Annotated in this window: 20 protein-coding genes and 1 riboswitch; of the genes, 16 read left to right on the top strand and 4 right to left on the bottom strand. The window is 72.2% G+C overall.

Annotated elements, in window-relative coordinates:
• Positions 1-39: 39 nt before the first annotated feature.
• Complete coding sequence (locus tag ACFUNE_RS19050; RefSeq protein ID WP_383568873.1) at positions 40-1,443, bottom strand: uracil-xanthine permease family protein; 1,404 nt, start codon at positions 1,441-1,443, stop codon at positions 40-42.
• Between the two features lie 215 nt (positions 1,444-1,658).
• Positions 1,659-2,888, bottom strand: coding sequence for an MFS transporter (locus ACFUNE_RS19045; protein ID WP_383568870.1), 1,230 nt, complete (start codon positions 2,886-2,888; stop codon positions 1,659-1,661).
• Positions 2,889-3,028: 140 nt separating this feature from the next.
• Here ACFUNE_RS19045 and ACFUNE_RS19040 point away from each other — a divergent pair, with 140 nt between their 5' ends.
• The 11 genes from ACFUNE_RS19040 to ACFUNE_RS18990 all read left to right on the top strand — a co-directional run bounded on the left by ACFUNE_RS19040 (position 3,029) and on the right by ACFUNE_RS18990 (position 13,122).
• Complete coding sequence (locus ACFUNE_RS19040) at positions 3,029-4,240, top strand: ROK family transcriptional regulator (protein ID WP_383568867.1); 1,212 nt, start codon at positions 3,029-3,031, stop codon at positions 4,238-4,240.
• 67 nt (positions 4,241-4,307) lie between these two features.
• Positions 4,308-4,438: riboswitch (FMN riboswitch) on the top strand.
• Between the two features lie 188 nt (positions 4,439-4,626).
• A complete protein-coding gene (ribD, locus tag ACFUNE_RS19035; protein ID WP_383569480.1) occupies positions 4,627-5,700 on the top strand; it encodes a bifunctional diaminohydroxyphosphoribosylaminopyrimidine deaminase/5-amino-6-(5-phosphoribosylamino)uracil reductase RibD in 1,074 nt (357 codons plus the stop codon).
• On the top strand, positions 5,701-6,321 hold the full coding sequence (locus tag ACFUNE_RS19030; RefSeq protein ID WP_383568864.1) for a riboflavin synthase: 621 nt from the start codon (positions 5,701-5,703) through the stop codon (positions 6,319-6,321).
• Entirely contained in the window at positions 6,318-6,962 is a 645-nt protein-coding gene (locus ACFUNE_RS19025; RefSeq protein WP_383568861.1) for a nicotinamide riboside transporter PnuC, read from the top strand. Before ACFUNE_RS19030 ends, ACFUNE_RS19025 begins: the two co-directional genes overlap by 4 nt.
• Complete coding sequence (locus tag ACFUNE_RS19020) at positions 6,959-8,245, top strand: bifunctional 3,4-dihydroxy-2-butanone-4-phosphate synthase/GTP cyclohydrolase II (RefSeq protein ID WP_383568858.1); 1,287 nt, start codon at positions 6,959-6,961, stop codon at positions 8,243-8,245. The genes ACFUNE_RS19025 and ACFUNE_RS19020 overlap by 4 nt, the downstream gene beginning before the upstream one ends.
• A gap of 25 nt (positions 8,246-8,270) precedes the next feature.
• Positions 8,271-8,756: a 6,7-dimethyl-8-ribityllumazine synthase gene (gene ribH / locus ACFUNE_RS19015; RefSeq protein ID WP_033304266.1), complete on the top strand. Its 486-nt coding sequence runs from the start codon at positions 8,271-8,273 to the stop codon at positions 8,754-8,756.
• 35 nt (positions 8,757-8,791) lie between these two features.
• A complete protein-coding gene (locus ACFUNE_RS19010) occupies positions 8,792-9,064 on the top strand; it encodes a phosphoribosyl-ATP diphosphatase (protein WP_014157415.1) in 273 nt (90 codons plus the stop codon).
• Positions 9,065-9,117: 53 nt separating this feature from the next.
• Entirely contained in the window at positions 9,118-9,966 is an 849-nt protein-coding gene (hisG, locus tag ACFUNE_RS19005) for an ATP phosphoribosyltransferase (protein ID WP_383568854.1), read from the top strand.
• Positions 9,967-10,005: 39 nt separating this feature from the next.
• Complete coding sequence (locus ACFUNE_RS19000; RefSeq protein WP_383568851.1) at positions 10,006-10,485, top strand: PH domain-containing protein; 480 nt, start codon at positions 10,006-10,008, stop codon at positions 10,483-10,485.
• Positions 10,486-10,672: 187 nt separating this feature from the next.
• Entirely contained in the window at positions 10,673-12,040 is a 1,368-nt protein-coding gene (locus tag ACFUNE_RS18995; protein WP_383568848.1) for a hemolysin family protein, read from the top strand.
• Positions 12,037-13,122, top strand: a complete 1,086-nt coding sequence (locus ACFUNE_RS18990; protein ID WP_383568845.1) for a hemolysin family protein — start codon at positions 12,037-12,039, stop codon at positions 13,120-13,122. The genes ACFUNE_RS18995 and ACFUNE_RS18990 overlap by 4 nt, the downstream gene beginning before the upstream one ends.
• An 84-nt stretch (positions 13,123-13,206) precedes the next feature.
• Here ACFUNE_RS18990 and ACFUNE_RS18985 read toward each other — a convergent pair whose 3' ends face one another.
• Together ACFUNE_RS18985 and ACFUNE_RS18980 are read right to left on the bottom strand one after the other, a co-directional pair.
• Positions 13,207-15,114 carry an AAA family ATPase gene (locus tag ACFUNE_RS18985; protein ID WP_383568842.1) on the bottom strand — a complete coding sequence of 636 codons (1,908 nt, stop codon included), beginning with the start codon at positions 15,112-15,114 and terminating at the stop codon, positions 13,207-13,209.
• 367 nt (positions 15,115-15,481) lie between these two features.
• A complete protein-coding gene (locus tag ACFUNE_RS18980) occupies positions 15,482-16,096 on the bottom strand; it encodes a uridine kinase (RefSeq protein ID WP_383568839.1) in 615 nt (204 codons plus the stop codon).
• Positions 16,097-16,319: 223 nt separating this feature from the next.
• Here ACFUNE_RS18980 and ACFUNE_RS18975 point away from each other — a divergent pair, with 223 nt between their 5' ends.
• The 5 genes from ACFUNE_RS18975 (at position 16,320) to ACFUNE_RS18955 (ending at position 23,347) form a co-directional block, all read left to right on the top strand.
• On the top strand, positions 16,320-17,678 hold the full coding sequence (locus ACFUNE_RS18975; protein WP_383568836.1) for a peptidase C39 family protein: 1,359 nt from the start codon (positions 16,320-16,322) through the stop codon (positions 17,676-17,678).
• Positions 17,679-18,041: 363 nt separating this feature from the next.
• Positions 18,042-18,917 (top strand): helix-turn-helix domain-containing protein, encoded by an 876-nt coding sequence (locus tag ACFUNE_RS18970; RefSeq protein WP_383568833.1) that lies wholly within the window; start codon positions 18,042-18,044, stop codon positions 18,915-18,917.
• A gap of 166 nt (positions 18,918-19,083) precedes the next feature.
• A complete protein-coding gene (locus tag ACFUNE_RS18965; RefSeq protein ID WP_383568830.1) occupies positions 19,084-19,947 on the top strand; it encodes an ABC transporter ATP-binding protein in 864 nt (287 codons plus the stop codon).
• A 242-nt stretch (positions 19,948-20,189) separates the two neighbouring features.
• Positions 20,190-21,248 carry an iron-siderophore ABC transporter substrate-binding protein gene (locus ACFUNE_RS18960; protein WP_383568827.1) on the top strand — a complete coding sequence of 353 codons (1,059 nt, stop codon included), beginning with the start codon at positions 20,190-20,192 and terminating at the stop codon, positions 21,246-21,248.
• Complete coding sequence (locus tag ACFUNE_RS18955) at positions 21,245-23,347, top strand: iron ABC transporter permease (protein WP_383568824.1); 2,103 nt, start codon at positions 21,245-21,247, stop codon at positions 23,345-23,347. The genes ACFUNE_RS18960 and ACFUNE_RS18955 overlap by 4 nt, the downstream gene beginning before the upstream one ends.
• The last annotated feature ends 29 nt before the right edge of the window (positions 23,348-23,376 follow it).

Here is a 23,376-nt window from a genome sequence, read left to right as displayed (position 1 = left end):
GCCGCCCGGGCTGCCGCCCGCAGAGCTCCGTGGAAGGGGTCAGGAGCTGCCGGCGTCCTCGCCGGCCGGGGGCTTCTCGTCGTACTGTGACGTGCCCGAGTCCAGCAGGGGCTCCTGGGTCTTCAGGTGTGCGGGGGCGAACGCGCGCAGCGCGTGGTAGCCGGTGATCACCACGAGCGTGCCGAGGGCGATGCCGCTCAGCTCGAAGTTGTCACTGATCTTCAGGCTGACCCCGCCGACCCCGATGATGATGCCCGCGGCGGCCGGGACGAGGTTGAGGGGGTTGCGCAGGTCGACCTTGGCGTTGAGCCAGATCTGGGCGCCCAGCAGGCCGATCATGCCGTAGAGGATGACGGTGATCCCGCCCAGCACCCCGCCGGGGATCGCGGCGACGACCGCACCGAACTTGGGGCAGAGACCGAAGAGCAGCGCGAAGAACGCGGCGGCCCAGTACGCGGCGGTGGAGTAGACCCGGGTCGCCGCCATCACCCCGATGTTCTCGGAGTAGGTGGTGTTCGGCGGGCCGCCCACGGCCGTGGAGAGCATCGAGGCGGCGCCGTCGGCCGCGATGGCGGTCCCCAGCTTGTCGTCGAGCGAGTCGCCGGTCATCTCTCCGACGGCCTTCACATGCCCGGCGTTCTCGGCGATCAGGGCGATGACGACGGGCAGCGCAACCAGGATCGCCGACCATTCGAAGCTCGGCGCGTGGAAGGACGGCAGCCCGATCCAGTCCGCGTCCGCCACGGCCGAGAGGTCCAGCCGCCAGTGGTCGACGGCCTCGGCGCCCCCGGCCGGGGAGTGGATCTTCCCGAAGACCAGGTCGAGCACCCAGGACAGCACGTATCCGAAGACCAGGCCGAGGAAGATCGCGATACGGGAGAAGAACCCGCGCAGGCAGACCACGGCGAGACCGGTGAAGAGCATCACCAGCAGGGCCGTCCACTGGTCCTGGGGCCAGTACGTCGACGCGGTGACCGGTGCGAGGTTGAAGCCGATCAGCATGACGACGGCGCCGGTCACCACGGGAGGCATGGCCGCGTGGATGATCCGCGCGCCGAAGCGCTGCACCATGAGCCCCACGAGGAACAGCACGGCGCCGACCACCAGGACCGCGCCCGTGACGGTGGCACTGCTGCCCCCGCTCGCACGGATCGTGGCGGCCACCCCCACGAAGGAGAGCGAGCACCCCAGGTAGCTGGGCACCCTGCCCTTCGTCGCCAGGAGGAAGATGGCGGTGGCGACGCCGGACATCATGATGGCGAGGTTCGGGTCGAGACCCATCAGGACGGGCGCCACGAAGGACGCGCCGAACATGGCCACCACGTGCTGGGCGCCGAGACCGAACGTACGCGGCCAGGTGAGCCGCTCGTCCGGGCGTACCACGGCCCCCGGTGCGGGGGTCTTTCCGTCGCCGTGCAAGGTCCAGCGCACGCCGAGGCCCATGGTCGCTCCCTGATTGGTGTGTGCGGTGCGCCCTGGGGGTCCACCCGCGGTAAAGATCAGAGCCATGGTAGTGCCGCAGGCCGGTGGCCCCGCGCTCGCCCCCGCCGCGAGCGGAATCTGTCGCTCCGCTGCCTTGCCCGCGGCGCTGTCCGGATGCCCGCGGCGCCGTCCGGACGTCGGCCCCGCTGCCCCGACGGCCGTGTCGCCGCCGGGGGTCAGCCGCCTGCCGGGCTCCTGGTCGGCGCGGGTTGCGCGGCGCCGCCCTCCGCGACCTTGCGGTCGCCTGCGCGCAGCACCCCGGCCCCGAGGACCAGCCCGAACGCCAGCACCGTGACCAGCCCGAACGAGGTGAGCAGCGAGGTCGCCTCCGCCAGTGAACCGATCGCGGACGGGGCGATGAGTCCGGAGGTGTAGGTGATGGTGGCGACGCCCGCGATGGCCCGGCTCGGGTTCGTGCCGCTGCGTCCGGCCGCGGCGAAGGCCAGCGGTACGACGACCGCCACGCCGAGCCCGAGCATCCCGAAGCCGCACAGTGCCAGGGCGGGGCCCGGTGCCATGACCACGAGCAGTCCGCCCGCCGTGGCCAGGACGCCTCCGACACGCACGGTCCGCACCGCTCCGAAACGGTCGACGACCTTGTCTCCGGCTATCCGGGCGATGGCCATCATGAGGGCGAACGCCGTGGTCGACGCCGCGGCGAGACCGGCCGAACTGTCCATGATGTCCCGGAGGTAGACGGCGGACCAGTCCATGCTGGCCCCCTCGGCGAACACCGCGCAGAAGCCGACCGCGCCGATGACCAGCGCGGACTTCGGCGGCAGGGTGAAGCGCGGCGGGGGCTCTTCGTCGGGTTCGCTGCGCAGGTCCAGGACGCCCTGGCACGCGGCCAGGCCGAGGGCCGTCAGTGCCAGTGCGGCCAGGGTGTGGTGCAGCCGCGCGTCCGCCCCGATGTGCGCCGCGACCGTGCCGGCCGCCGAACCGATCAGGGCGCCCACGCTCCACATGCCGTGCAGCCCGGACATGATCGACCGGTCGAGGCGGTTCTCCACCTCGACGCCGAGCGCGTTCATCGCCACGTCCGACATCCCCGCCGACGCCCCGTACACGAACAGCGCGGCGCAGAGGGTGAGCAGGTTCGGGGCCAGCGCCGGGAGGATCAGGGCCAGGGTCCAGAGTGCCAGCAGTCCCCGCAGCGCGGTCCGGGCGCCGAACCGGTGGCTGACGCGTCCGGCCAGCGGCATCGCCAGTGAGGCGCCGATGGCGGGGAAGGCGAGGGCGAGGCCGAGCTGGCCCGCGCTCACCGAGGCGTGGTCCTGGATCCAGGGGACCCGGGTCGCGAAGCTGCCGGTCACCGCCCCGTGCACGGTGAAGACTGCGGCGACCGCGTATCTGGCCCGCCTGACCTGCTCCGTGCCGAAGACCGGGACCGCTGAGTCCTTTGTCATGCGCCGTGCCCTCCCCTGGGAATCCTGGCCCGCCGTCTCTCCGGCAGGCGTCGCGCGGTGCGGGCCGTAAACTATCAGGAACCCTGCCTGATAAATAACCCCATGGCGGCGGACCGTCAGTGATCTGGAAGGATCCCGGCATGCCCGCATCCCCGAGCACCGCCCGGGCCATCAACGACCGGCTCGCCCTGCGACTGCTCCAGCAGGACGGCCCGCTGACGGCCACTCAGCTGAAGACCCTGACCGGCCTGTCCCGTCCCACGGTGGCCGATCTGGTGGACCGCCTGCAGGACGCCGGCCTGGTCCGGGTCGTCGGGGAGAGCGGCGCGGACCGCCGCGGACCCAACGCCCGGCTGTACGGGATCGTCGCCGACCGCGCTCACCTGGCGGCCCTCGACGTACGGACGGACAGCGTCGCCGTGGCCGTCGCGGATCTGCTCGGAGTCACGCTGGCCGAGGCCACCCTGCCGATCGGCAGCGACACCGGGACGCGGCCCGCCGTCGAGAAGGCCGTGGCGATGCTGGAGCGCACCGCCCGCACCGCGGGAACGGCGCCGCTGCACAGTGTCGGCATCGGTGCCCCCGGTCTGATCGACCCGGTCACCGGTGAGCTCAGGAACACCGCCGGGCTCCCCGCCTGGCACGGAGGGCTGGTCAGGGAGCTCCAGCGGCGGCTGCCCGCCACCGTCCTCGTGGAGAACGAGACCAATCTCGCCGCGGTCGCCGAACACCGCATCGGGGCCGCCCAGGACCACGACACCTTCGTCCTGCTCTGGCTCGGCCACGGCGTCGGCGCCGCCGTCATGCTCGACGGAAAGCTGCGGCGGGGTGCGTCGGGCGGCGCCGGGGAGATCGGCTTCATGCCGGTGCCCGGCACCTCGGGCGTCCCCTCGGCGGTCAACTGCGACGGGGGGTTCCACTCCCTGGTGGGCTCGGCCGCCGTCTGCGGGCTGGCCGAGGAGCACGGAATCAAGGCGTGGGGCCCTGCGGCGGACGCCGCACAGGAACAGGACCCCGCCGCCGCGTTCGCCGTCCGGGCCGCCCTGCGGGCAGGCGGCGGCGGGGAGTCCTTCCTGGCGGCGCTCGCCGACCGCCTGGCGCTCGGAGCCGCCTCCGTCGTCTCCGTCCTGGACCCCGGCTGCCTCGTCCTGGCGGGCGAGGTCGGCCGCGCCGGCGGCGACGCGCTCGCCGCGCGGGTGGAGGAGCGGCTTGCCCGGATGTCACCCCTGCGTACGGAGGTCAGGGCGGGCACGCTGGGCGGCGGCGCGGTACTGCGCGGCGCGCTGTTCGCCGCCCGCGAGGCGGCCCAGGACGCTCTCTTCGCGCCGGGGGCGGCCCACGGCCTTCTGTGACCTGTCCCACAGAAGTCACCCGTATGGACCGTTGACCGACGTGGCAGAATGAGACCTGTACCAGCAGCAGCGCACTCCGGGGTCGGTGTAATTCCGAACCGGCGGTTATAGTCCGCGACCCGTCCGCATCCAGCGGCCGGTTGACCAGGTGAGATTCCTGGACCGACGGTGAAAGTCCGGATGGGAGGCAGTGCGCGGCGGGCCGTCACAGGTACGCCGCCGTAGGCGGATGCGTTCCGGGAGGTTCCGGGACGGTCACATCCGTTTCTTCGGTTCCCGGCGTTCCCCTGTTGCGTTCCGCTTCATCTGTCGTCATCGACAGGCCCCGGAGTCCGTGCCCGAAGAGGCAGGAGGACCCGGTGGCACCCGTATCGACACGAACCGCCATGCGGCGGGCGATCATGCTCGCAGCCCGCGGGCTCGGCGCCACCAGCCCCAACCCGGTCGTCGGCTGCGTCATTCTCGACGCCGACGGGGAACAGGCCGGCGAAGGCTTCCACCAGCGCGCCGGCGGGCCGCACGCCGAGATCCACGCCCTGCGCGAGGCCGGCGGGCGCGCCCGGGGCGGCACCGCCCTCGTCACCCTCGAACCCTGCAACCACACCGGACGCACCGGTCCCTGCGCCCAGGCCCTCGTCGAGGCCGGCGTCAGCCGGGTCCTGTACGCGGTGGGCGACCCGAACCCGCAGGCCACGGGCGGTGCGGACACGTTGCGTGCCGCCGGTGTCCAGGTGGAACAGGGCCTCCTCGCCGACGAGGCGGAGGCCGGCAACGCCGCGTGGCTCACCTCGGTCCGCCTCGGCCGCCCGTACGTCCTGTGGAAGTACGCGGCCACCCTCGACGGCCGGATCGCCGCCGCCGACGCCACCAGCCGCTGGATCACCTCCCCCGAGGCCCGCGCGGACGTGCACCGGCTGCGCGCCGAGGCCGACGCCGTCGTGGTCGGCTCCGGCACCGCCCGCACCGACGACCCCCAGCTGGGCGTACGCGGCATCGAGGGCGCCACCCAGCCGCTGCGGGTGGTCGTCGACACCGGCGCCACCGCCGTCCGGCCCGGAGCCCGGGTCCTCGACGCGACGGCGCCCACCCTGATCGCGGTGGCCGACGACGCGGAGGCCGGCCACCTTCCCGAGGACGCCGTCCTGCGCCTGCCGCGCGCGGCCACCGGCCCCGGCCTCGACATCCAGGCCCTGCTCGCCGCGCTCCACGGGCGCGGCATCCGCTCCGTACTCCTCGAAGGAGGGCCGGTCCTGGCCGGCTCCTTCGTCGCCGCGGGGGCGGTCGACACCGTCGTCGGCTACCTCGCCCCGGTTCTCCTCGGCGCGGGCCCGGCAGCCCTCGCCGACGCCGGAATCTCCACCATCTCCCAGGCGTTGCGCCTCGACGTGACCGAGACCGTCCGTATCGGCCCCGATCTGCGCATCACCGCCGTCCCCGTTCCTGCTAGGAAGGGAAACTGAGTGTTCACCGGAATTGTCGAAGAACTGGGTGAGGTCACGGCCGTCGAGAAGCTCGACGACGCCTCCCGCTTCCGACTGCGCGGCCCCGTGGTGACCGAGGGCGCCAAGCACGGCGACTCCATCGCCGTGAACGGCGTCTGCCTCACCGTCGTGGACCTCGGGGAGAACGAGTTCACCGCCGACGTCATGGCCGAGACGCTGGACCGCTCCAGCCTCGGCGCGCTCGCCGCGGGCTCCCGGGTCAACCTCGAGCGCCCCATGGCGCTCGGCGGCCGCCTCGGCGGGCACATCGTCCAGGGACACGTGGACGGCACCGGCCACATCGTCGAGCGCAAGGTCTCCGAGAACTGGGAGCTCGTCACGGTCTCCCTGCCCGCCGGTCTGGCCCGCTACGTCGTGGAGAAGGGCTCGATCACCGTCGACGGGGTGAGCCTGACCGTCGTCGACGCGGGGCCCGACTTCTTCACGATCAGCCTCATCCCCACCACCCTCGCGCTGACCACGCTCGGCCTCAAGGGGCCCGGCGACCCGGTCAACCTCGAGGTGGACGTCCTCGCGAAGTACGTCGAACGGCTGCTCGGCCACGGCGGCGCGCCCGCATCCGGGGAGCCGGTCGCATGAACGCCCTGGACTGGCTGAACTCGGAGGCGTTCACCGCCTTCGGCCAGCACATCATCTGGTCGGACATGATCGGCAACACGATCGGCCTGATCGCCCTGGCCCTGGGCTGGCTCCGCTCGGTGTGGACCTGGCCCACCCAGCTGCTGTCCGGTGTGGTCCTGGTCGCCGCCAACGTCTCCGTGCAGCAGGCGGGCAGCGTCGGCAAGCAGCTGATCGTCATCGCCGTCGCCGTCTGGGGCTGGCAGCAGTGGACCCGCGGCAGGCAGCAGGCGCAGGACGGCTCCATCGCTGTGCGCTTCGCCACCTGGCGCGAGCGCGGATTCCTGGTGGGCGGCGCGGCCCTCGGCACTCTCGCCGTCGGCGGGCTGTTCACGGCCTTCCCGTCGCTCTCCTGGAGCCCCTGGGCCGACGCCTACATCTTCGCCGGCACCCTCGTGGCGATGATCGCCCAGGCGCGCGGCATGGTCGAGTTCTGGTTCGCCTGGCTGCTCGTCGACCTCGTCGGCGTACCGCTCAACTTCCACAGCGGACTCGCCTTCTCAGGTCTCATCTACGTCGTCTACGGCGCCCTCGTCCTGTGGGGCATGCGCGACTGGTGGCTGCGTACGCGGACACCCGCTCTGGAAGGAGCCACGGCATGACTGCCCAGCCCACCTGGTTGCACGACCGCACCCGTGAGGACCTCTCGCTCGACCCCGTCGAGCAGGCGATCCGCGACATCGCCGCCGGACGGCCCGTCGTCGTCGTCGACGACGAGGACCGGGAGAACGAGGGCGACCTCGTCATCGCCGCCGAGAAGGCGACCCCCGAGATCATCGCCTTCATGATGAGCGAATGCCGCGGTCTGATCTGCGCGCCCATGGAGAACGACGAGCTCGAACGCCTCGAACTCCCGCAGATGGTCGCGCACAACACCGAGTCCATGCAGACGGCCTTCACCGTCTCCGTGGACGCCTCCGCGGAGCACGGTGTGACCACCGGTATCTCCGCGGCCGACCGGGCCACCACGCTCCGGCTGCTCGCGGGCGGCAAGGCGGGCCCCGGCGACTTCGTACGCCCCGGCCACATCTTCCCGCTCCGCGCCAGGACCGGGGGTGTGCTCGTCCGCAACGGCCACACCGAGGCCGCCGTCGACCTGGCCAGGCTCGCCGGACTGCGCCCCGCGGGCGCCATCGTCGAGATCGCCGGCGAGGACGGGGTGATGCTGCGGCTGCCCGAGCTCGTCCCGTTCGCCCGCAAGCACGGCCTCACGATCATCTCCATCGAGGACCTGATCGCCTACCGCCGCAGCTCCGAGCCCACGGTCCGCCGCGAGGCCGAGGTCCGGCTGCCCACCACCTTCGGCGCGTTCACCGCGTACGGCTACCGCTCCACCGTCGACGGTGTCGAGCACGTGGCACTCGTCCACGGCGACATCGGCGACGGCCGGGACGTGCTCGTCCGGGTCCACTCCGAATGCCTGACCGGCGACATCTTCCAGTCGCAGCGCTGCGACTGCGGTCCGCAGCTGCACACCTCGATGGAGCGCGTCACGGCCGAGGGCCGGGGGATCGTCGTCTATCTGCGCGGCCACGAGGGCCGGGGCATCGGGCTGCTGTCCAAGCTGCGCGCGTACGAACTCCAGGAGCGCGGCTCCGACACCCTCGACGCCAACCTCGAACTCGGCCTCCCGGCCGACGCCAGGGACTACGCGGCGGGTGCCCAGATCCTGCGGGACCTCGGGGTGCGCTCCCTGCGGCTGATGACCAACAACCCGGACAAGACGGCCGCGCTCGTGCGCCACGGGCTCGAGGTCACCGAGCGCGAGCCCATGCCCGTCCAGGCAGGCGAGCACAACCTCCGGTACCTGCGCACCAAGCGCGACCGGATGGGCCACGACCTGCCCTGGCTGGACGCCACCGCGTCCGCCTGCGGCAACCAGTAAGCACCGACGAACACACAGGAGAGACATGAGCGGCAAGGGCGCACCCGAACTGTCCGTACGCAACTGCGGAGACCTGCGGGTGGCGGTGATCGCGGCCCAGTGGCACGAGCAGGTCATGGACGGACTCGTCGACGGGGCCCTGAGGGCGCTGCGCGATCTGGGCATCGACGAGCCGACGCTGCTGCGGGTCCCCGGCAGCTTCGAGCTCCCGGTGGTGGCCAAGGTGCTCGCCGGCCGCGGCTACGACGCCATCGTGGCCCTCGGAGTGATCATCCGCGGCGGCACTCCCCACTTCGAATACGTGTCCCAGGGCGTGACCAACGGCCTCACCCAGGTCACGGTCGACACCGGGGTCCCGGTGGGCTTCGGCGTGCTCACGTGCGACAACGAGGAACAGGCACTGGACCGGGCCGGGCTCGAGGGCTCCAACGAGGACAAGGGGCACGAAGCGGTCACCGCGGCCGTGGCCACCGCGGCCACACTGCGCACCGTCAGCGAACCCTGGCGCTGAGCAGCGGTCCGGGACCCCGTATTCTAAGGACCATCATGGCGAACAAAACCTTCGAAGAGCTCTTCGCCGAGCTCCAGCTCAAGGCCGCCGACGGCGACCCCTCCACCTCCCGCACCGCCGAGCTGGTGGGCAAGGGCGTGCATGCCATCGGCAAGAAGGTCGTCGAGGAGGCCGCCGAGGTCTGGATGGCCGCCGAATACGAGGGCAAGGAAGCCGCCGCCGAGGAGATCTCGCAGCTGCTCTACCACGTCCAGGTGATGATGGTCGCCCGCGGGATCTCCCTCGACGACGTCTACGCCCACCTCTGAGCCGCACCCCACCCGTTCCCGAACATCCCTCCGCACAAAGGAAACCCGACCTCATGCTGCGCATCGCCGTTCCCAACAAGGGTTCACTCTCCGGACCTGCGATGGCGATGCTCCATGAGGCCGGCTACCAGCAGCGCAAGGAGTCGAAGGAACTGGTCCTGGTCGACCCGACGAACGAGGTGGAGTTCTTCTACCTGAGGCCGCGGGACATCGCGATCTACGTCAGCTCGGGCCGCCTCGACATCGGCATCACCGGCCGCGACCTGCTGCTGGACTCCGGTGCCGATGCCGAGGAGATCCTGCAGCTCGGCTTCGCGCGCTCGACCTTCCGCTACGCCACCAAGCCCGGCACGGCCGACGGCCCGCAGGACTTCGACGGCATGACGATCGCCACGTCGTACGAGGGCATCGTCGCGGCCCACCTCGCCGAGGCCGGCGTGAAGGCCTCCGTCGTCCACCTCGACGGCGCGGTCGAGACCGCCATCGAGCTCGGCGTCGCGCAGATCATCGCCGACGTCGTCGAGACCGGCACCAGCCTGCGCAACGCCGGCCTCGAGGTCATCGGCGAGCCGATCATGAAGTCGGAAGCCGTCGTGATCCGCCGCAAGGGCGCCGACACCGAGGACTCCAAGGTGCAGCAGTTCCTGCGCCGCCTGCAGGGCGTCCTGGTCGCCCGCACCTACGTGATGATGGACTACGACTGCCGCGTCGAGCACCTGGAGCGCGCCGTGGCCCTCACCCCGGGCCTGGAGTCGCCGACCATCTCCCCCCTGCACCACGAGGGCTGGGTCGCCGTCCGCTCCATGGTCGCCTCCAAGGAGGCCCAGCGGATCATGGACGACCTGTACGAGCTGGGTGCGCGCGCGATCCTCACCACCGCCATCCACGCCTGCCGCCTCTGACGGCCGGACCACCGCACACCTGAGGACGACACAGCCGCCATGTCCGCCCCCGCGCCCAGGCCGACCGAACTCCCCGCTCTCCCGGCCACCTTCAGGCCCACCCTCACCCGGGTGGTCCTGCTGGCCGTGGGGGCGGCGATGTTCGTCGTCATCACGGCGGTCGCACTGGTCCTGGAGAACCTCGGCGCGGGGGAGCGGACCAGCTTCGTCTTCGTCGCCCTGCTCTTCTTCGGCGTCCTCGCCCTCCTCAGCAGGGTTCGGATCACCGCCGACGAGACCGGGGTCACTGTCGTCAACATCACCCGCACCCGCCGGCTGGCCTGGGCGGAGATCCTCCGGGTCAATCTGCGCGCGGGCGACCCGTGGGTCTTCCTCGACCTGAGTGACGGCACCAGCCTGCCCGCGCTCGGCATCCAGCCCGGAATCGCCAGGAAACAGGCCATCCGTGACGCCCGCGCACTCCGCGCTCTCACCGAATTCCACGGCAGCGGAGTGAACGACGCCACGGAGAACGGCTGAGCCCCCTGCCCCGTTCGGCCGGATCCCGATTATTCTGGGAACGGCGGCGCACCCGGTGCGCCCCGCCCCGCACCAGTAGGCCCCTAGGCCCGCGGGGCCTTTTCCTGCGACCCAAGGAGTGACTCCCTCCAGCAATGGACGGATCGTCCGGTAGTACCTGCGCCGCCCTCTCCCCGGAGGCGGCGGCATGACCACCCCCCTGTTGCTGCTCCTCGCGGCATTCCTTCTCATCCTCGCCAACGGGTTCTTCGTGGCAGCCGAATTCGGGCTCGTCACGGTGGACCGGCCGGACGCCGAACGCGCCGCCGCCGAAGGCGACCGCCGGGCCCGTACCGTCGTCGCCGCCCTGCGCGAACTCTCCTTCCAGCTCTCCGGCACCCAGCTCGGCATCACCATCACCTCGCTGGTCGTCGGCATGCTCGCCGAACCGGCGCTCGCCCAGCTGCTCGCCGGACCGCTCACCGCCACCGGACTGCCCAGCGGGGTCGTCCCCGGGGTGAGCGTCGTGATCGGCATGCTGTTCGCCGCAGCCGTGCAGATGGTCATCGGCGAGCTCGTGCCGAAGAACTGGGCGGTCTCCAGGCCGCTCCAGGTCGCACGGTTCGTCGCCGGCCCCCAGCACCGCTTCTCCACCCTCTTCCGGCCGGTGATCACCGTCCTGAACACCGTCGCCAACCGGCTGGTCAGGCTGCTGGGCGTCGAGCCCACCGACGAACTCGCCTCCGCCAGGACCCCGGGCGAGCTCGTCTCGCTGGCCCGGCACTCCGCCGAGGCCGGGACCCTGGAGCAGGACACCGCCGATCTCTTCGTGCGGACCCTGTCCCTCGCCGGTCTCACCGCGCAGCACGTCATGACCCCCAGGGTGAGGGTCAGCGCGCTGCAGGCGTCGGCGACCGCGGCCGACGTCCTCAACCTCACGCGGGCCACCGGCCTGTCCCGCTTTCCCGTCTACCGTGACCGCATCGACGAGGTCGTCGGCATGGTCCATCTCAAGAACGCCCTGGCCGTCCCCTCCCAGGACCGGCTGCGCACCCCGGTGAGCCGGATCGCGGTGGCGCCGCTCCTGGTGCCGGAGACGCTGCCCGTCGAACAACTGCTCCAGCGGCTGCGCAGTGAGCAGCCGATCGCCGTCGTGGTCGACGAGTACGGCGGCACCGCGGGTGTCGTCACCCTCGAGGACATCATCGAGGAGCTCGTCGGAGAGGTCAGGGACGAGCACGACGCGGAGGGTGCGGACCGCCCCGAGCTGACGCCCGTCGTCGCCGACGACGGACGGTCCGGCTGGGACGTGGAGGGCAGTACCCGGGTTCTCACCCTGCACCGGATAGGCCTCGACGTACCCGAAGGCCCGTACGAGACCGTGGCGGGGCTGGTCGCCGATCTGCTCGGACGCATCCCCGCCCCCGGCGACCGGGCCGAACTGCCCGGCTGGCGCATCTCCGTCCGCCAGGTCGGCCACTACCGTGCCGAACAGGTCCGCTTCGTCCGTCTGACGGACCTCCCGCCCCCTCCGGCGGAGCCGCTCACGCAGGACCTGCTGGAGGCTGTGCGATGAGCCTTGTACAGCTGGTCCTCGCCGGTCTCCTCGTGCTGGCGAACGGCTTCTTCGTCGGCGCCGAATTCGCGCTCGTCTCCGTACGGCGCAGTCAGGTCGAACCCCTCGCGGCGGGAGGGTCGAGCCGGGCCAGACAGGTCCTGTACGGCCTGGAGAACCTGCCGCAGATGATGGCGGCCGCACAGTTCGGGATCACCGTCTGCTCCCTCACCCTCGGCGCCGTCGCGGAGCCGACCGTCGCCCACCTCCTGGAGCCGGTCTTCCACGCGGCGCACGTGCCCGAAGGGTTCGTCCACCCGCTCGGCTTCGCCGTGGCCCTCGTCTCCGTGGTCTTCCTCCACCTCGTCATCGGCGAGATGGTCCCGAAGAACCTGGCGATGGCCGCCCCGGAGAAGACGGCGATGTGGCTCAGCCCCGGCCTGGTCGGCTTCGCCCGGCTCTGCCGGCCGGTCACCTCGGCGCTCGGGGCCTGCGCCAGGCTCGTCCTGCGTCTCTTCAAGGTCGAGCCGAAGGACGAGGTCGAGGCCGTCTTCACCAGCGAGCAGCTCAACCGGCTGGTGGAGGACGCCGGCCTGGCCGGCCTGCTGGAACCGGAGGCGCAGGAGCGGCTCGGGGACGCCCTCGAGCTGGGCAGCAGGCCCGTCACCGATGTGCTGCTGGACCGGGCTTCCCTGGTGACGGTGGACCCCTCCGTCACCCCGCGCCGCGTCGAGGAGCTGACCGTGCGGACGGGCTTCTCGCGCTTCCCCGTCTGCGCGGAGGGCGGCGGCGCGTTCATGGGGTACCTGCACGTCAAGGACGTCCTGGAGCTGGAGGACGGCGAGCGGGCCGTTCCGCAGCAGGTCTGGCGCCCCATGGCGACGGTACGGGCGGAACTCCCCCTGGACGACGCGCTGACGGTCATGCGCCGCGCGGCCACACACCTCGCGCAGGTCGCCGACGCGTCGGGCAAGGTGCTCGGCCTGGTCGCCATGGAGGACGTCCTGGAGAAGCTCGTGGGCGAGGTCCGCGACCCGGCCCACCGCGTGTCGGTGCCGCGCCGCACGGTGGAGGTGCCGAAGGCCATGGCCCCGCTGGGCTGATCCACTCCGCCGGGCGGTCCCGAGGGGCCGCCCGGCGGAGTCCCGCACCCGGGCCTCCGCTGCGGGGCCGCGAGCGCGGGGCCGTCACAGCGCCCCGGGCTCCTGCGTCCCACGGTCCACCGGGCCCCGTCCGGACAGGACCTCGCCGTACGCCTGCATCAGGTCCGGCAGTCTCAGGGTGGCCAGATCGTCCCGGGTCGGCACGGCGGCGTAACCGGACAGCCGCAGGTCCCGGTAGGCGCAGCTCTTCTCGTACAGGGTGCGCAGGAAACGGCCGTTGCCCAGCTCGTCGATCCAGCCCTGGTCGATCACGTGCCCACTGATGCTGCGCAGCTCGTCGAGGGACTCCTCGTCCCAGGTGTCGCCGTTCTCGGCGGCCAGCACCCCGCCGATCGCGGTGAGTTCGAGGGGGCGGTAGCTCGGGAAGTCGACCCGCGTGGTGAAGCGCGAGGACAGCCCCGGGTTGGTGGAGAGGAGCCGGTCCATGCCCTCCGGGTAGCCGGCAAGGATGACGACCAGGTGGTCCCTGTTGTCCTCGGCCCGCTTGAGGAGCACCTGCAGGGCCTCGTCCCCGTACGCGTCGCCTTTGCTGTAACCGGAGTTGGAGAGGCTGTACGCCTCGTCGACGAACAGCACGCCACCGAGCGCCGAATCGATCAGCTCATTGGCCTTCACCGCCGTCTGCCCGAGGAACTCACCGACGAGGTCGGACCGTTGGGCCTCCACCAGGTGGTCGCCGCCGAGGAGCCCGAGTGCGTAGAACACCCTGCCCAGGATGCGGGCCACCGTGGTCTTGCCCGTCCCTGACGGGCCGGAGAAGACGAAGTGGCGCTTCGGCGGCTGCACCGGCAGCCCCTGCTCCGCCCGCAGGCGCGCCATGTTGAGCTGCGCGGACAGGGCCTTGACCTGACGCTTCACGGGCTCCAGCCCGACCATGCGCTCCAGCTCGGCCAGGGCCTCGGCGAGCATCACCGGGTCGCTCGGTCCTGCGGGCAGGACGGTGGCCCGCGGGCTCCCCGGCTTCGTCCGTACCCCGTCACCGCCGGGCCCGGACGGCGGCAGCGCGGTCCCGGGCAGGACCTGCGGATCGCCGCCGAGCCAGGGCTCCCGGCCCTCCGCCAGGTCGGTGCCGAGCGCCATGTCCCCGTCCGCCTGGGCCCCCGTGCCCGAGCCGTCCGAACCGAAGCCGGCCAGCGAGACCGCGGCGAGGTCGGCGGCCTCGTCGTAACCGTCCCCCTCGGAGATCGCCGCGAGCCGGGCCGAGGTGTCCATGAACGCCGGATCCACCCGGTGCACCGCCCGGTACAGAGGCAGGGCCGCCGCGCTGCGCCCGGTGCCCTCGTGGGCGCGCGCCAGCCAGTAGCGCAGCTCCTTGCGCTGCGGCTGCTCGCTGCGACAGCGCATCAGTGCGGCGGACAGGAGGGGCTCCGCCTGCCCGTACATCTCCAGGCGCACCCGCGCCATGCCGCCGAAGAGCCCCGCCTCGATGCCGAGCAGCGGATCGTCGATGAGCTGCTCGGTGGTGCGCACGAGCTGGTCCCAGTCCTTGACCAGATAGGAGCGGCAGGCGTGGAGGAAGCGAACCTGGGGATCGGCGTCGACCGGCGCCAGGCCCGCCAACGCCCGGTCCAGCTCCGGCACATGGCGTCCGTCGAGCCAGTGCGAGGCGTGGGCGAGCAGCAGGTCGCGCGGACTCTCCAGCACCGGCTGCACCCACCACCCCAGCCAGTACCACGAGTTGAGCGTCCGGCGATGACGTCCGCGCTGCTCGCCGAAGCGCTCGCGGTGGCGGTACATGCGTAACAGGGCCGTGGTGGTGTCGATCCGTAGCGCGTGGAGGCCGAGCCAGCCGTCCGCCATCCCGGGATCGAGGCGCACCGCGGCCCTGAACTCCTCCTCGGCCTGGGGGTACGCGCCCATGGTGTAGGCGTCCACCCCGCGCAGCCAGGCAAGGTCGGCCGGGGCCTGCATGCCCGGCGTGCCGATGTCCATCAGGTCCCCCACAAACCGTGCCCCCAGAATGTCCCGCCCGCACAGCATGCCCAGCGTGGCGCACCTAATCACCGCGCCCAGGACGGGAATTGCCCACACCCGAGACGCATCGTACCTGCACAGGGAGTGAGCGGTTAAGTGCGATACCGGCGCTTCGACGGTGGTGACCGAGGGTGAGTGAGGGTCCGGTCCGAGGGCGCGGGAGGGCAGAACGAAGCCCCCGATCACGGGGGAACAACCGGGGGCTTCGCGACTGCGGGGGGCTCCGAAAAGCCGCACATTCAGAACGTAAGACCAGTACGGCCCCCCGGTCAAGCCGAGTTGGAGCACCTCCGGAGCTTTTTCCGGCGGGCCGGTACGGAGTCCCTCAGGCTTCACCGTCCGTGACGAATCGACTCGCCCCCGCTGTCGATCGAGGTCCTTCCAGCCACACGTACCCCGTGGGTGTCCGGCGTACCACCACGTCCGCGAAGGGGTACGAGGGGTCGTCGGCGAAATGCCGCTGCTCCGCCACGGTCCAGCCGTCCCAGAAGCCGGAGAGGCCGGGGCCGTCGCGGAGCCTCCCGCGCTCCCAGGACGCCTCGCTGTCCCCCTCCATCCACAGCAGTCCCGCGAGACACGGCCGCACCGCGGCCCGGCCCGCTCCCACGCCCTCGATCAGCGTCACGGGGGCGGGGTCCAGCGTCCTCGGCGGGCCGAAGCGCCGGGCCGTCCAGTCGTAGGGGGCGTACCGCGCGGGCTCTCCCCGGGACAGCGGCTCCAGGACCTGCGCCCGGAGCCGGTCCGTCCAGCCGAAGAGCTCCTCGTGCGTGGCCAGGTCGTCGAGGTGCAGCACGGGGGCACCGCCGAGCGCCGCTGCCAGGCGGCCGGCGAAGGTGCTCTTGCCGGACCCCGCGTGGCCGTCGACCGCGAGCAGACGTACGGGGCCGCAGGACGGGGGCAGGGTGCGCAGCCGGCGCGCGTGGTCCGCCAGGTCGTTCATGCCTCCACCCTACGAGAGCCCGTCGGCCCGTCCGCGGCCCGCGCAGCGACGCCCTTCTTGACCGCATTCTCGGCCTCCGCCCAGGTCACGCCAGTGGACCAGACCAATATTGCTGCCGCGGCGCGGGCCGAATCACTGGCCGGATGCCGCCCCGACCCGCGATAGTTGGCCCACCGATCGGCACCCGCAGCCCCATTCCGCTCTACGACCGGGGGTCTCGCCCATGACCAGACCGACATCACGCAGGACCGTGCTCAGCGCCGCGCTCGCGGCAGCGGCCGGGGCGGGCGCCGTGGCCTCCGCCGGCCCGGCGACCGCCGCCCCCTCCCGCACCTCCACAGCACCGGCGGCCTCACTCGTGGACAACCGCTTCTGGACCACGTACACCGACTGGCGCTTCGGCTCATCGGCCGGCACCCGCGCCGTCGCGGGCCGCCGGCCGGGGCTGGTGATCTCCGCCCCCGCCGGAAGCACCGACTACACCGACCCGCACACCGGCACCACCAGTGCCTGGGAGTACGCGACCTGGACCTCCCCGGTCCACCGCCCTGCCGTGCCCGCCACCGAGGTGATCGCCTCCTGGAACGCCCACACCCCGCAGGGCACCTGGATCCAGATCGAGCTGCGGGGCAGCTACTCGGACGGCACGGACACGCCCTGGTACGTGATGGGCCGCTGGGCCGCCGGTGACACGGACATCCGCCGGACCTCGGTGGACGACCAGACCGACGGCAGAAGCACCGTCTGGACCGACACCTTCTCCCTGGACGACGCCGCGAGCGGGCTGCGGCTGGTGTCGTACCGCCTGCGGCTCACCCTCCACCGCACCCCGGGCACGCGCCTCACGCCGACGGTCCACCGGGTCGGAGCCATGGCCTCGGACGTCCCCGACCGCTTCACCGTGCCCGCCACCACACCGGGCACCGTCCGGGAACTCGCCGTGCCCCGCTACTCGCAGAACGTCCACGTGGGGCAGTACCCGGAGTACGACAACGGCGGCGAGGCGTGGTGCAGCCCGACCTCCTCGCAGATGATCATCGAGTCCTGGGGGCGCAAACCCACTTCCGAGGACCTCGCCTGGGTCGAGCCGGGCATCGCCGACCCACAGGTCTGCCATGCGGCCCGTCACACGTTCGACTACCAGTACGACGGGTGTGGCAACTGGCCCTTCAACGCCGCCTACGCCGCGACCTACGAGGACATGAGCGCCGTGGTCACCCGGCTCGGATCGCTGGCCGATCTGGAGAAGCTGATCGACGCGGGCATCCCGGTCATCACGTCACAGTCGTTCGTCAAGGACGAACTGACGGGGGCGGGTTACGGAACATCGGGCCACCTGATGACCGTCATCGGCTTCACGGCCGACGGCGACGTGATCGCCAACGACCCCGCCTCACCGTCCAACGACGCGGTGCGCCGGGTCTACCGGCGCCGCGAGTGGGAGAACATCTGGCTGCGCACGAAGCGGTACGACGCGAACGGCGCCGTCAGGGGCGGCACGGGAGGGGTCTGCTACGTCTACTGGCCGGCGGCCCCGACCGCACGGCAGCGCCGGGTGCTCCGTTCGCTCGGCCTGGTCTGAGGACGCAGGGACCTGCGGCCGCCTCCACGACCTGGCGTCAGCGCTCCTGACCGTCCTGCGTGAGGTGGCCGTACCGGTCCACCGTGACCTCGACCGAGCGATGTCCGAGCCGAGATACCTCGGGATGGACGCGCCTTTGGTCATGGTCACGGTCGTCCACCCGGGCCGACCGGCAGGTCGGCACCTGGACGCGGACCGCGGCGCCGGGCGGCCACGACGGGCCGTCGCCGCCGTCCAGGGTCGACGGCGTGGCGACCCGCAATGACGGCGAGGGGCGACCGGGTCGTTCCCAGGGCGTGCCCCCGCCGCCTCGTCGCAGGCCAGGGGCCCGGTGCGGACCAGGCCCCTGATGGATTTGTCCGCATGGTCCGATCGTCCCGCGGCGAGGCGAGCCCCGGGATGTGGCGGCGCGAGGCGGGCACCGTGGTGCGCCGGGCGGTGGCGCTCCCGGAGCAGGCGGCAGCCCCTTTCACCATCATCGCCGGGCTCCACATCCCCCGCGTCCCCACCGAGTGGGCGCCGCACGCGCACCCTCTGCACGAGCTCGTCTGGGTACGCGGGGGGACACTGACATCCCGCGTGGAGGACCGCGTCTTCACCGTGTCCGAGGGGCACGGGCTCTGGATGCCCGCCGGGGTGGTGCACGGGGGCCGGGCGACGGCGGGTGCGGAGTTCTACGACGCCTTCTTCGCCCCCGACCGAACGCCCTTCGCGTTCGAGGAGCCCAAGGCGATCGCGATGACTCCGCTGCTCGAGTCGCTGCTGACCCACCTGTCCCGCCCGGACCTCGACGCGGAGGCCAGGGCGCGGGCGGAGTCGGTCGTGTTCGACGTGCTCCGGCCGTCGGAACGCCAGCTCGCGCTGCAACTGCCGGGCGACCCCCGGATCGACGCGATCGCCGAGGCCCTGCTGGACGACCCCTCCGACAGCCGTTCGCTGGAGGAGTGGGCGCGGTCGCTGGGGATCAGCGACCGTACGGTCACCCGCGCGTTCCGCCAGGCGACGGGTCTGTCCTTCGCGCAGTGGCGGCAGGTCCTGCGTGCCCATCGGGCGCTGACGCTCCTCTCCGCGGGGTTCGACGTGCTGACCGTCTCCGAGACGCTCGGTTACGCGCAGCCCAGCTCCTTCATCGCCGCCTTCCGGCGGGTCATGGGAACGACGCCCGGCGCCTTCTTCGACTCGGCCGACGGCACTCCGGCGGATGTCCGGAATTCCGTATCGCGTGTCCAGAACTCCTGATTGCCGACGTCGCGGGCGGAATATAACCTTCCCGGAGTTAGGTAACCCTTAGTTGGTGCTCGCCGCGAACGGTGCTCCCGTGCGTGGCGGAGCCTGCTGCCCGGTCGGTGAAAGTCCGGACGGAGGGTGCCGCAGACCCTGCCCCTCCGACCGTCCGGACCCACCGATGATCAGAAGTCCTCTCCGGCACGCCGGTCGCCCCCAGGCCGGCCCCACCACGCAGGTGGCCGCCCTCAACGGACACGGCCTCGTGCTGAGCTACAGCGGCAAGCCGGTCGTCCACGGGGTCTCGCTCTCCCTGCGGCCGGGCCGCGCGACCGCCCTGGTGGGGCCGAACGGCAGCGGGAAGTCCACGCTCCTGCGCTCGCTCTCCCGGCTGCACCGGGTGGACGGCGGCCGGGTCACACTCGGCGCATCCGACGGACAGCCCGAGCGCGACGCGGCGCTGCTCAGCCCCCGCGTGTTCGCTCGCGAGGTCACGCTCTTCTCCCAGTCGCGGCCCGCGCCCCAGGGGCTGACGGTCAGGGAGGTCGTGGCGTTCGGACGCCACCCCTACCGACGTGGCTTCGCCGGACCGACCGCCGAGGACCGGACCGCCGTCGACCACGCGATGGGCGTCACCGGCGTGCGGGACATGGCCGGCCGGCCGGTCGGGGAGCTGTCCGGCGGTGAGATGCAGCGTGTCTGGCTCGCGGCCTGCCTGGCCCAGGACACGGGTGTCGTGCTGCTCGACGAACCGACCAACCACCTGGACCTGCGCTACCAGATCGAGACGCTCGACCTGGTGCGCGACCTCGTCGAGGAGCACGGCATCGCGGTCGGGATCGTGCTGCACGACCTCGATCAGGCGTCCCGCGTCGCGGACACGCTGGTTCTGATGCGCTCGGGCCGCGTGCACGCGGTGGGCGCACCCGCCGACGTCCTCACCGCCGAGAACATCGCCGAGGTCTACGACATCCGCGTCGAGGTCGGGGTCGACCCCCGCACCGGCCGTCTCCGCATCGACCCACTCGGGCGTCACCCCGCCTGAACACTCACCCGGCCTGAAGACCTACCCGGCCCGAAGACCCACCCGGCCGGGACACCCACCCGGCGGGAAGAGCACGGCCCCAAAAGCCACCCCGCCCGAACGGCACCCCGTCCGAAGGGGCACCCAGCCGGTAGACGGACACGCCCGCAGCGGCACCTACCCGCAGCGGCGCCCACCCGCATCGGCATCCGCCGGGAGCGGCACATCCGCCGCTCCGGCACATCGTAAGAAAGAGGCCTTTCATGAACCGTGCCCGTCTCCTGGCGGCGTCAGCCTCCGCAGGGCTCGTCGCCCTCGTCGCAACGGCGTGCGGCACGACCACCGTCGACGAGGCGGGCAGCAGCACCAGTGCTCCGCCCGCGTCGAAGAGCTGTGCCGACGACACCACCATCACCTCGACCAAGCCGGTCTCCTTCAAGGACGGCGTGGGCCGGCAGGTGAAGCTCGACAAGCCCGCCCAGCGGATAGCCGTGCTGGAGTGGCAGCAGGTCGAGGACGCCTTGACCCTGTGCGTCACCCCCACCGCGGTGTCCGACGCGAAGGGATACAGCACCTGGGTCAGTGCGGAGAAGCTGCCCGGCGGAGTGACGGACATCGGCACCCGTGAGGAGCCCGACCTCGACACCCTCTACGCGGCCGAGCCCGACCTCATCGTCGTGGAGGCGTTCGACGCCGACGACGAGACCATCGCGAAGCTGGAAAAGCGGGGAGTCCCCGTGATGGCCACCCGCGGCGCTAACCCGAAGGACCCGATCGGGAACATGCGGGACGTGTTCAGCATGATCGGAGAGGCGACGGGGCGCACCGAGCGCGCCGACCAGGTGCTGGAGGAGTTCGACGAGCACCTCGCCACGGCGAAGAAGCAGGTCACCGACGCGGCTCTCCCGACGAAGGACTTCCTGTTCTTCGACGGATGGCTCGAAGGGGGCAACCTCACCGTCCGCCCCTACAGCAAGGGCGCGCTGTTCACCGAGATAGGTGAAGAGCTCGGCATGCGTTCCGCGTGGACCGACGACGTCAACAAGGCCCACGGGGACGGTGGCGTCGATCCCGCCTACGGCCTCGCGCAGACCGACGTGGAGGGGCTCACCGCTGTGGGGGACGCCAACCTCTTCTACGCCAACGACGAAGGAGCCGGCGGGTACGTCGGGGCCCTGGGCAAGAACCCGATCTGGAAGACGCTCCCCGCCGTGAAGGAAGGCCGCGCGCACGCGTTCCCGGCGCGGGTGTGGGGCGCCGGCGGTCCGCGCTCCTGCGAGCAGGCGATCGACGCGTACGTCGACGTACTCGACAAGAAGTGAGCACACCGCAGACATCGACAGCCGGTGAGGAGGCGCTGCCGCGTGCCGAGCGCGGCGGCGGCCCCACCGGGGTGGCCGTCCTGACACTCCTTCTCGTCGTCACCGCCCTGGTGGGCATGTGGCACCTGACGCAGGGGACGTCGGGCGTCGGCGTCGGCGACCTGCTGCGCCATCTCGCCGGGGAACGGGAGAACGCCGGTGGGCCGCCGGTCGGCGAGATCATCTCCGGCTCTCGCGTCCCGCGGCTGCTCGCCGGCGTGGCCGTGGGCGTCGCCCTCGGCTGCGCCGGCGCGCTGCTCCAGTCCGTCACGCACAACGCGCTCGCCTCCCCCGACACCCTCGCGGTCACGGCCGGGGCCTACTTCACGCTCACGCTGGTCGCGGCCTTCGGCCTCACCGTCCCGCTGTGGGCGTCCGGCGCCGTCGCCTTCGCGGGCGGGCTGGTAGCGGCGGCGCTCGTGCTGCTCCTCGCGGGCCGGGCCGCGGGCACCGCGGGCACCCGCCTCATCCTCGCGGGTTCGGCGACCGCGATGGCCCTGGACGCGGCGACCGGGATGCTGCTCATCCTGTTCGACCAGAAGACGACCGGTCTCTTCGCCTGGGGGAGCGGTTCGCTCGCCCAGCTGAACATCGACGCCTCCCTCCGCGCGATTCCCCTCGTGGCCGTGGTGCTGTGCGTCGCTCTGGCGCTGTCCCGGCGGCTGGACGTGATGAACCTCGGTGACGACGCCGCGTCCACCCTCGGAGTGCCGATCCGGACCACCCGGGTGACCGCCGTGATCTGCGCGGTGCTCCTGACCAGCACGGCGGTCACACTCGCGGGCCCGATCGCCTTCGTCGGCCTCGGCGCCCCCGTCCTGGCCCGCCTGGTCGCCGGGCGGGTACGGGCGCTGCGCCGGCACCTCTTCCTGGTGCCGGCCGCCGGACTGCTCGGAGCGCTGCTCATCCTGCTCGCGGACGCGACCCTGCGCGCGGTGCAGGGCGCGGACGGGGCCGCCTCCATCCCCACCGGCGTGCCGACCGCGCTGCTCGGCTCCGTGGTGATCGTGGTCCTCGCCCTGCGCCTCCGGGACACGGGCCAACTCCGGCAACCCCCGGGTGCGAAGGTCGCCGCACGGTCACCCCGCGCCTTCCTCCTCGTCGTGTTCGGCGTGCTGGTCCTCCTGGCGGGGGCGGTCCTCGTCGCAGTCCTGGCGGGAAGTCTCTGGCTTCGTACGGGAGACATCGCCCTCTGGGCCCGGGGCGCCGCCCCCGGCCTGATCGGCCAGGCGCTCGACGACCGGGTCCCGCGTGTGGCCGCCGCTGTCCTGGCCGGCGCGGCGCTCGGGCTGGCCGGATGCGTCGTACAGGGCGCGGTACGCAATCCGCTGGCGGAGCCGGGCGTGCTCGGCATCACCGCGGGCGCCGGGCTCGGCGCGGCGAGCGTCGTCACCTCGGGTGTGTCCGGAGGACGGCCCGTGCTCATCGTGGTCGCGGTCGCGGCGGGGCTCGCCACGTTCGCGGTGATCGCGCTGCTGTCGTGGCGCGGTGGCTTCCTGCCCGACCGGTTCGTCCTGATCGGCATCGGCTGCGGCTACGGCCTCAGCGCCGTCACCACCTTCCTCCTGCTGCGCGCCGACCCGTACAACACGCCCCGGATCTTCACCTGGCTCTCCGGCACGACCTACGGGCGCACGCTGCCCGACGTGGTGCCGGTCGCGGTGGCCCTGGCGGTGGCCCTGCCCGTGCTGTTCGCCATGCGCGCCAGGCTCGACCTGCTCGCCGTCGACGAGGACACCCCCCGCATCGTCGGCGTCAGGCTGGAACGCACCCGCTTCACCGCCCTGGCCGTCGCCGCGGTCCTGGCGGCGCTCAGCGTGATCGCCGTCGGCGTCGTCGGCTTCGTGGGGCTCGTCGCCCCGCACCTCGCCCGGTCGTTGGTCGGCGCACGCCACGCCCGCGCCATCCCGGTCGCGATGCTGCTCGGCGCGCTGCTGGTCTGCGTGGCCGACGCGCTCGGCCGCACGCTCGTCGCCCCCGCCCAGGTGCCCGCGGGTCTCATGATCGCCCTGGTCGGAGCCCCGTACTTCATCCGGGTGCTCCGGAACTCCCGCGCATGACCGGCGGCAACGCGCCGGTCCCCCCCTCG

The sequence above is a fragment of the Streptomyces sp. NPDC057287 genome (assembly GCF_042667905.1).
Taxonomy (GTDB): Bacteria; Actinomycetota; Actinomycetes; order Streptomycetales; family Streptomycetaceae; genus Streptomyces.
This window is presented reverse-complemented; position numbering and strand designations above follow the sequence as displayed.

What these genes read in the sequence shown, in the direction of transcription:
- ACFUNE_RS19050 (WP_383568873.1), bottom strand. Translation starts at nt 1,443, where the DNA reads ATGGGCCTCGGCGTGCGCTGGACCTTGCACGGCGACGGAAAGACCCCC.
- ACFUNE_RS19045 (WP_383568870.1), bottom strand. Translation starts at nt 2,888, where the DNA reads ATGACAAAGGACTCAGCGGTCCCGGTCTTCGGCACGGAGCAGGTCAGG.
- ACFUNE_RS19040 (WP_383568867.1), top strand. Translation starts at nt 3,029, where the DNA reads ATGCCCGCATCCCCGAGCACCGCCCGGGCCATCAACGACCGGCTCGCC.
- ribD (WP_383569480.1), top strand. Translation starts at nt 4,627, where the DNA reads ATGCGGCGGGCGATCATGCTCGCAGCCCGCGGGCTCGGCGCCACCAGC.
- ACFUNE_RS19025 (WP_383568861.1), top strand. Translation starts at nt 6,318, where the DNA reads ATGAACGCCCTGGACTGGCTGAACTCGGAGGCGTTCACCGCCTTCGGC.
- ACFUNE_RS19020 (WP_383568858.1), top strand. Translation starts at nt 6,959, where the DNA reads ATGACTGCCCAGCCCACCTGGTTGCACGACCGCACCCGTGAGGACCTC.
- ribH (WP_033304266.1), top strand. Translation starts at nt 8,271, where the DNA reads ATGAGCGGCAAGGGCGCACCCGAACTGTCCGTACGCAACTGCGGAGAC.
- ACFUNE_RS19010 (WP_014157415.1), top strand. Translation starts at nt 8,792, where the DNA reads ATGGCGAACAAAACCTTCGAAGAGCTCTTCGCCGAGCTCCAGCTCAAG.
- hisG (WP_383568854.1), top strand. Translation starts at nt 9,118, where the DNA reads ATGCTGCGCATCGCCGTTCCCAACAAGGGTTCACTCTCCGGACCTGCG.
- ACFUNE_RS19000 (WP_383568851.1), top strand. Translation starts at nt 10,006, where the DNA reads ATGTCCGCCCCCGCGCCCAGGCCGACCGAACTCCCCGCTCTCCCGGCC.
- ACFUNE_RS18995 (WP_383568848.1), top strand. Translation starts at nt 10,673, where the DNA reads ATGACCACCCCCCTGTTGCTGCTCCTCGCGGCATTCCTTCTCATCCTC.
- ACFUNE_RS18990 (WP_383568845.1), top strand. Translation starts at nt 12,037, where the DNA reads ATGAGCCTTGTACAGCTGGTCCTCGCCGGTCTCCTCGTGCTGGCGAAC.
- ACFUNE_RS18985 (WP_383568842.1), bottom strand. Translation starts at nt 15,114, where the DNA reads ATGGACATCGGCACGCCGGGCATGCAGGCCCCGGCCGACCTTGCCTGG.
- ACFUNE_RS18980 (WP_383568839.1), bottom strand. Translation starts at nt 16,096, where the DNA reads ATGAACGACCTGGCGGACCACGCGCGCCGGCTGCGCACCCTGCCCCCG.
- ACFUNE_RS18975 (WP_383568836.1), top strand. Translation starts at nt 16,320, where the DNA reads ATGACCAGACCGACATCACGCAGGACCGTGCTCAGCGCCGCGCTCGCG.
- ACFUNE_RS18970 (WP_383568833.1), top strand. Translation starts at nt 18,042, where the DNA reads ATGGTCCGATCGTCCCGCGGCGAGGCGAGCCCCGGGATGTGGCGGCGC.
- ACFUNE_RS18965 (WP_383568830.1), top strand. Translation starts at nt 19,084, where the DNA reads ATGATCAGAAGTCCTCTCCGGCACGCCGGTCGCCCCCAGGCCGGCCCC.
- ACFUNE_RS18960 (WP_383568827.1), top strand. Translation starts at nt 20,190, where the DNA reads ATGAACCGTGCCCGTCTCCTGGCGGCGTCAGCCTCCGCAGGGCTCGTC.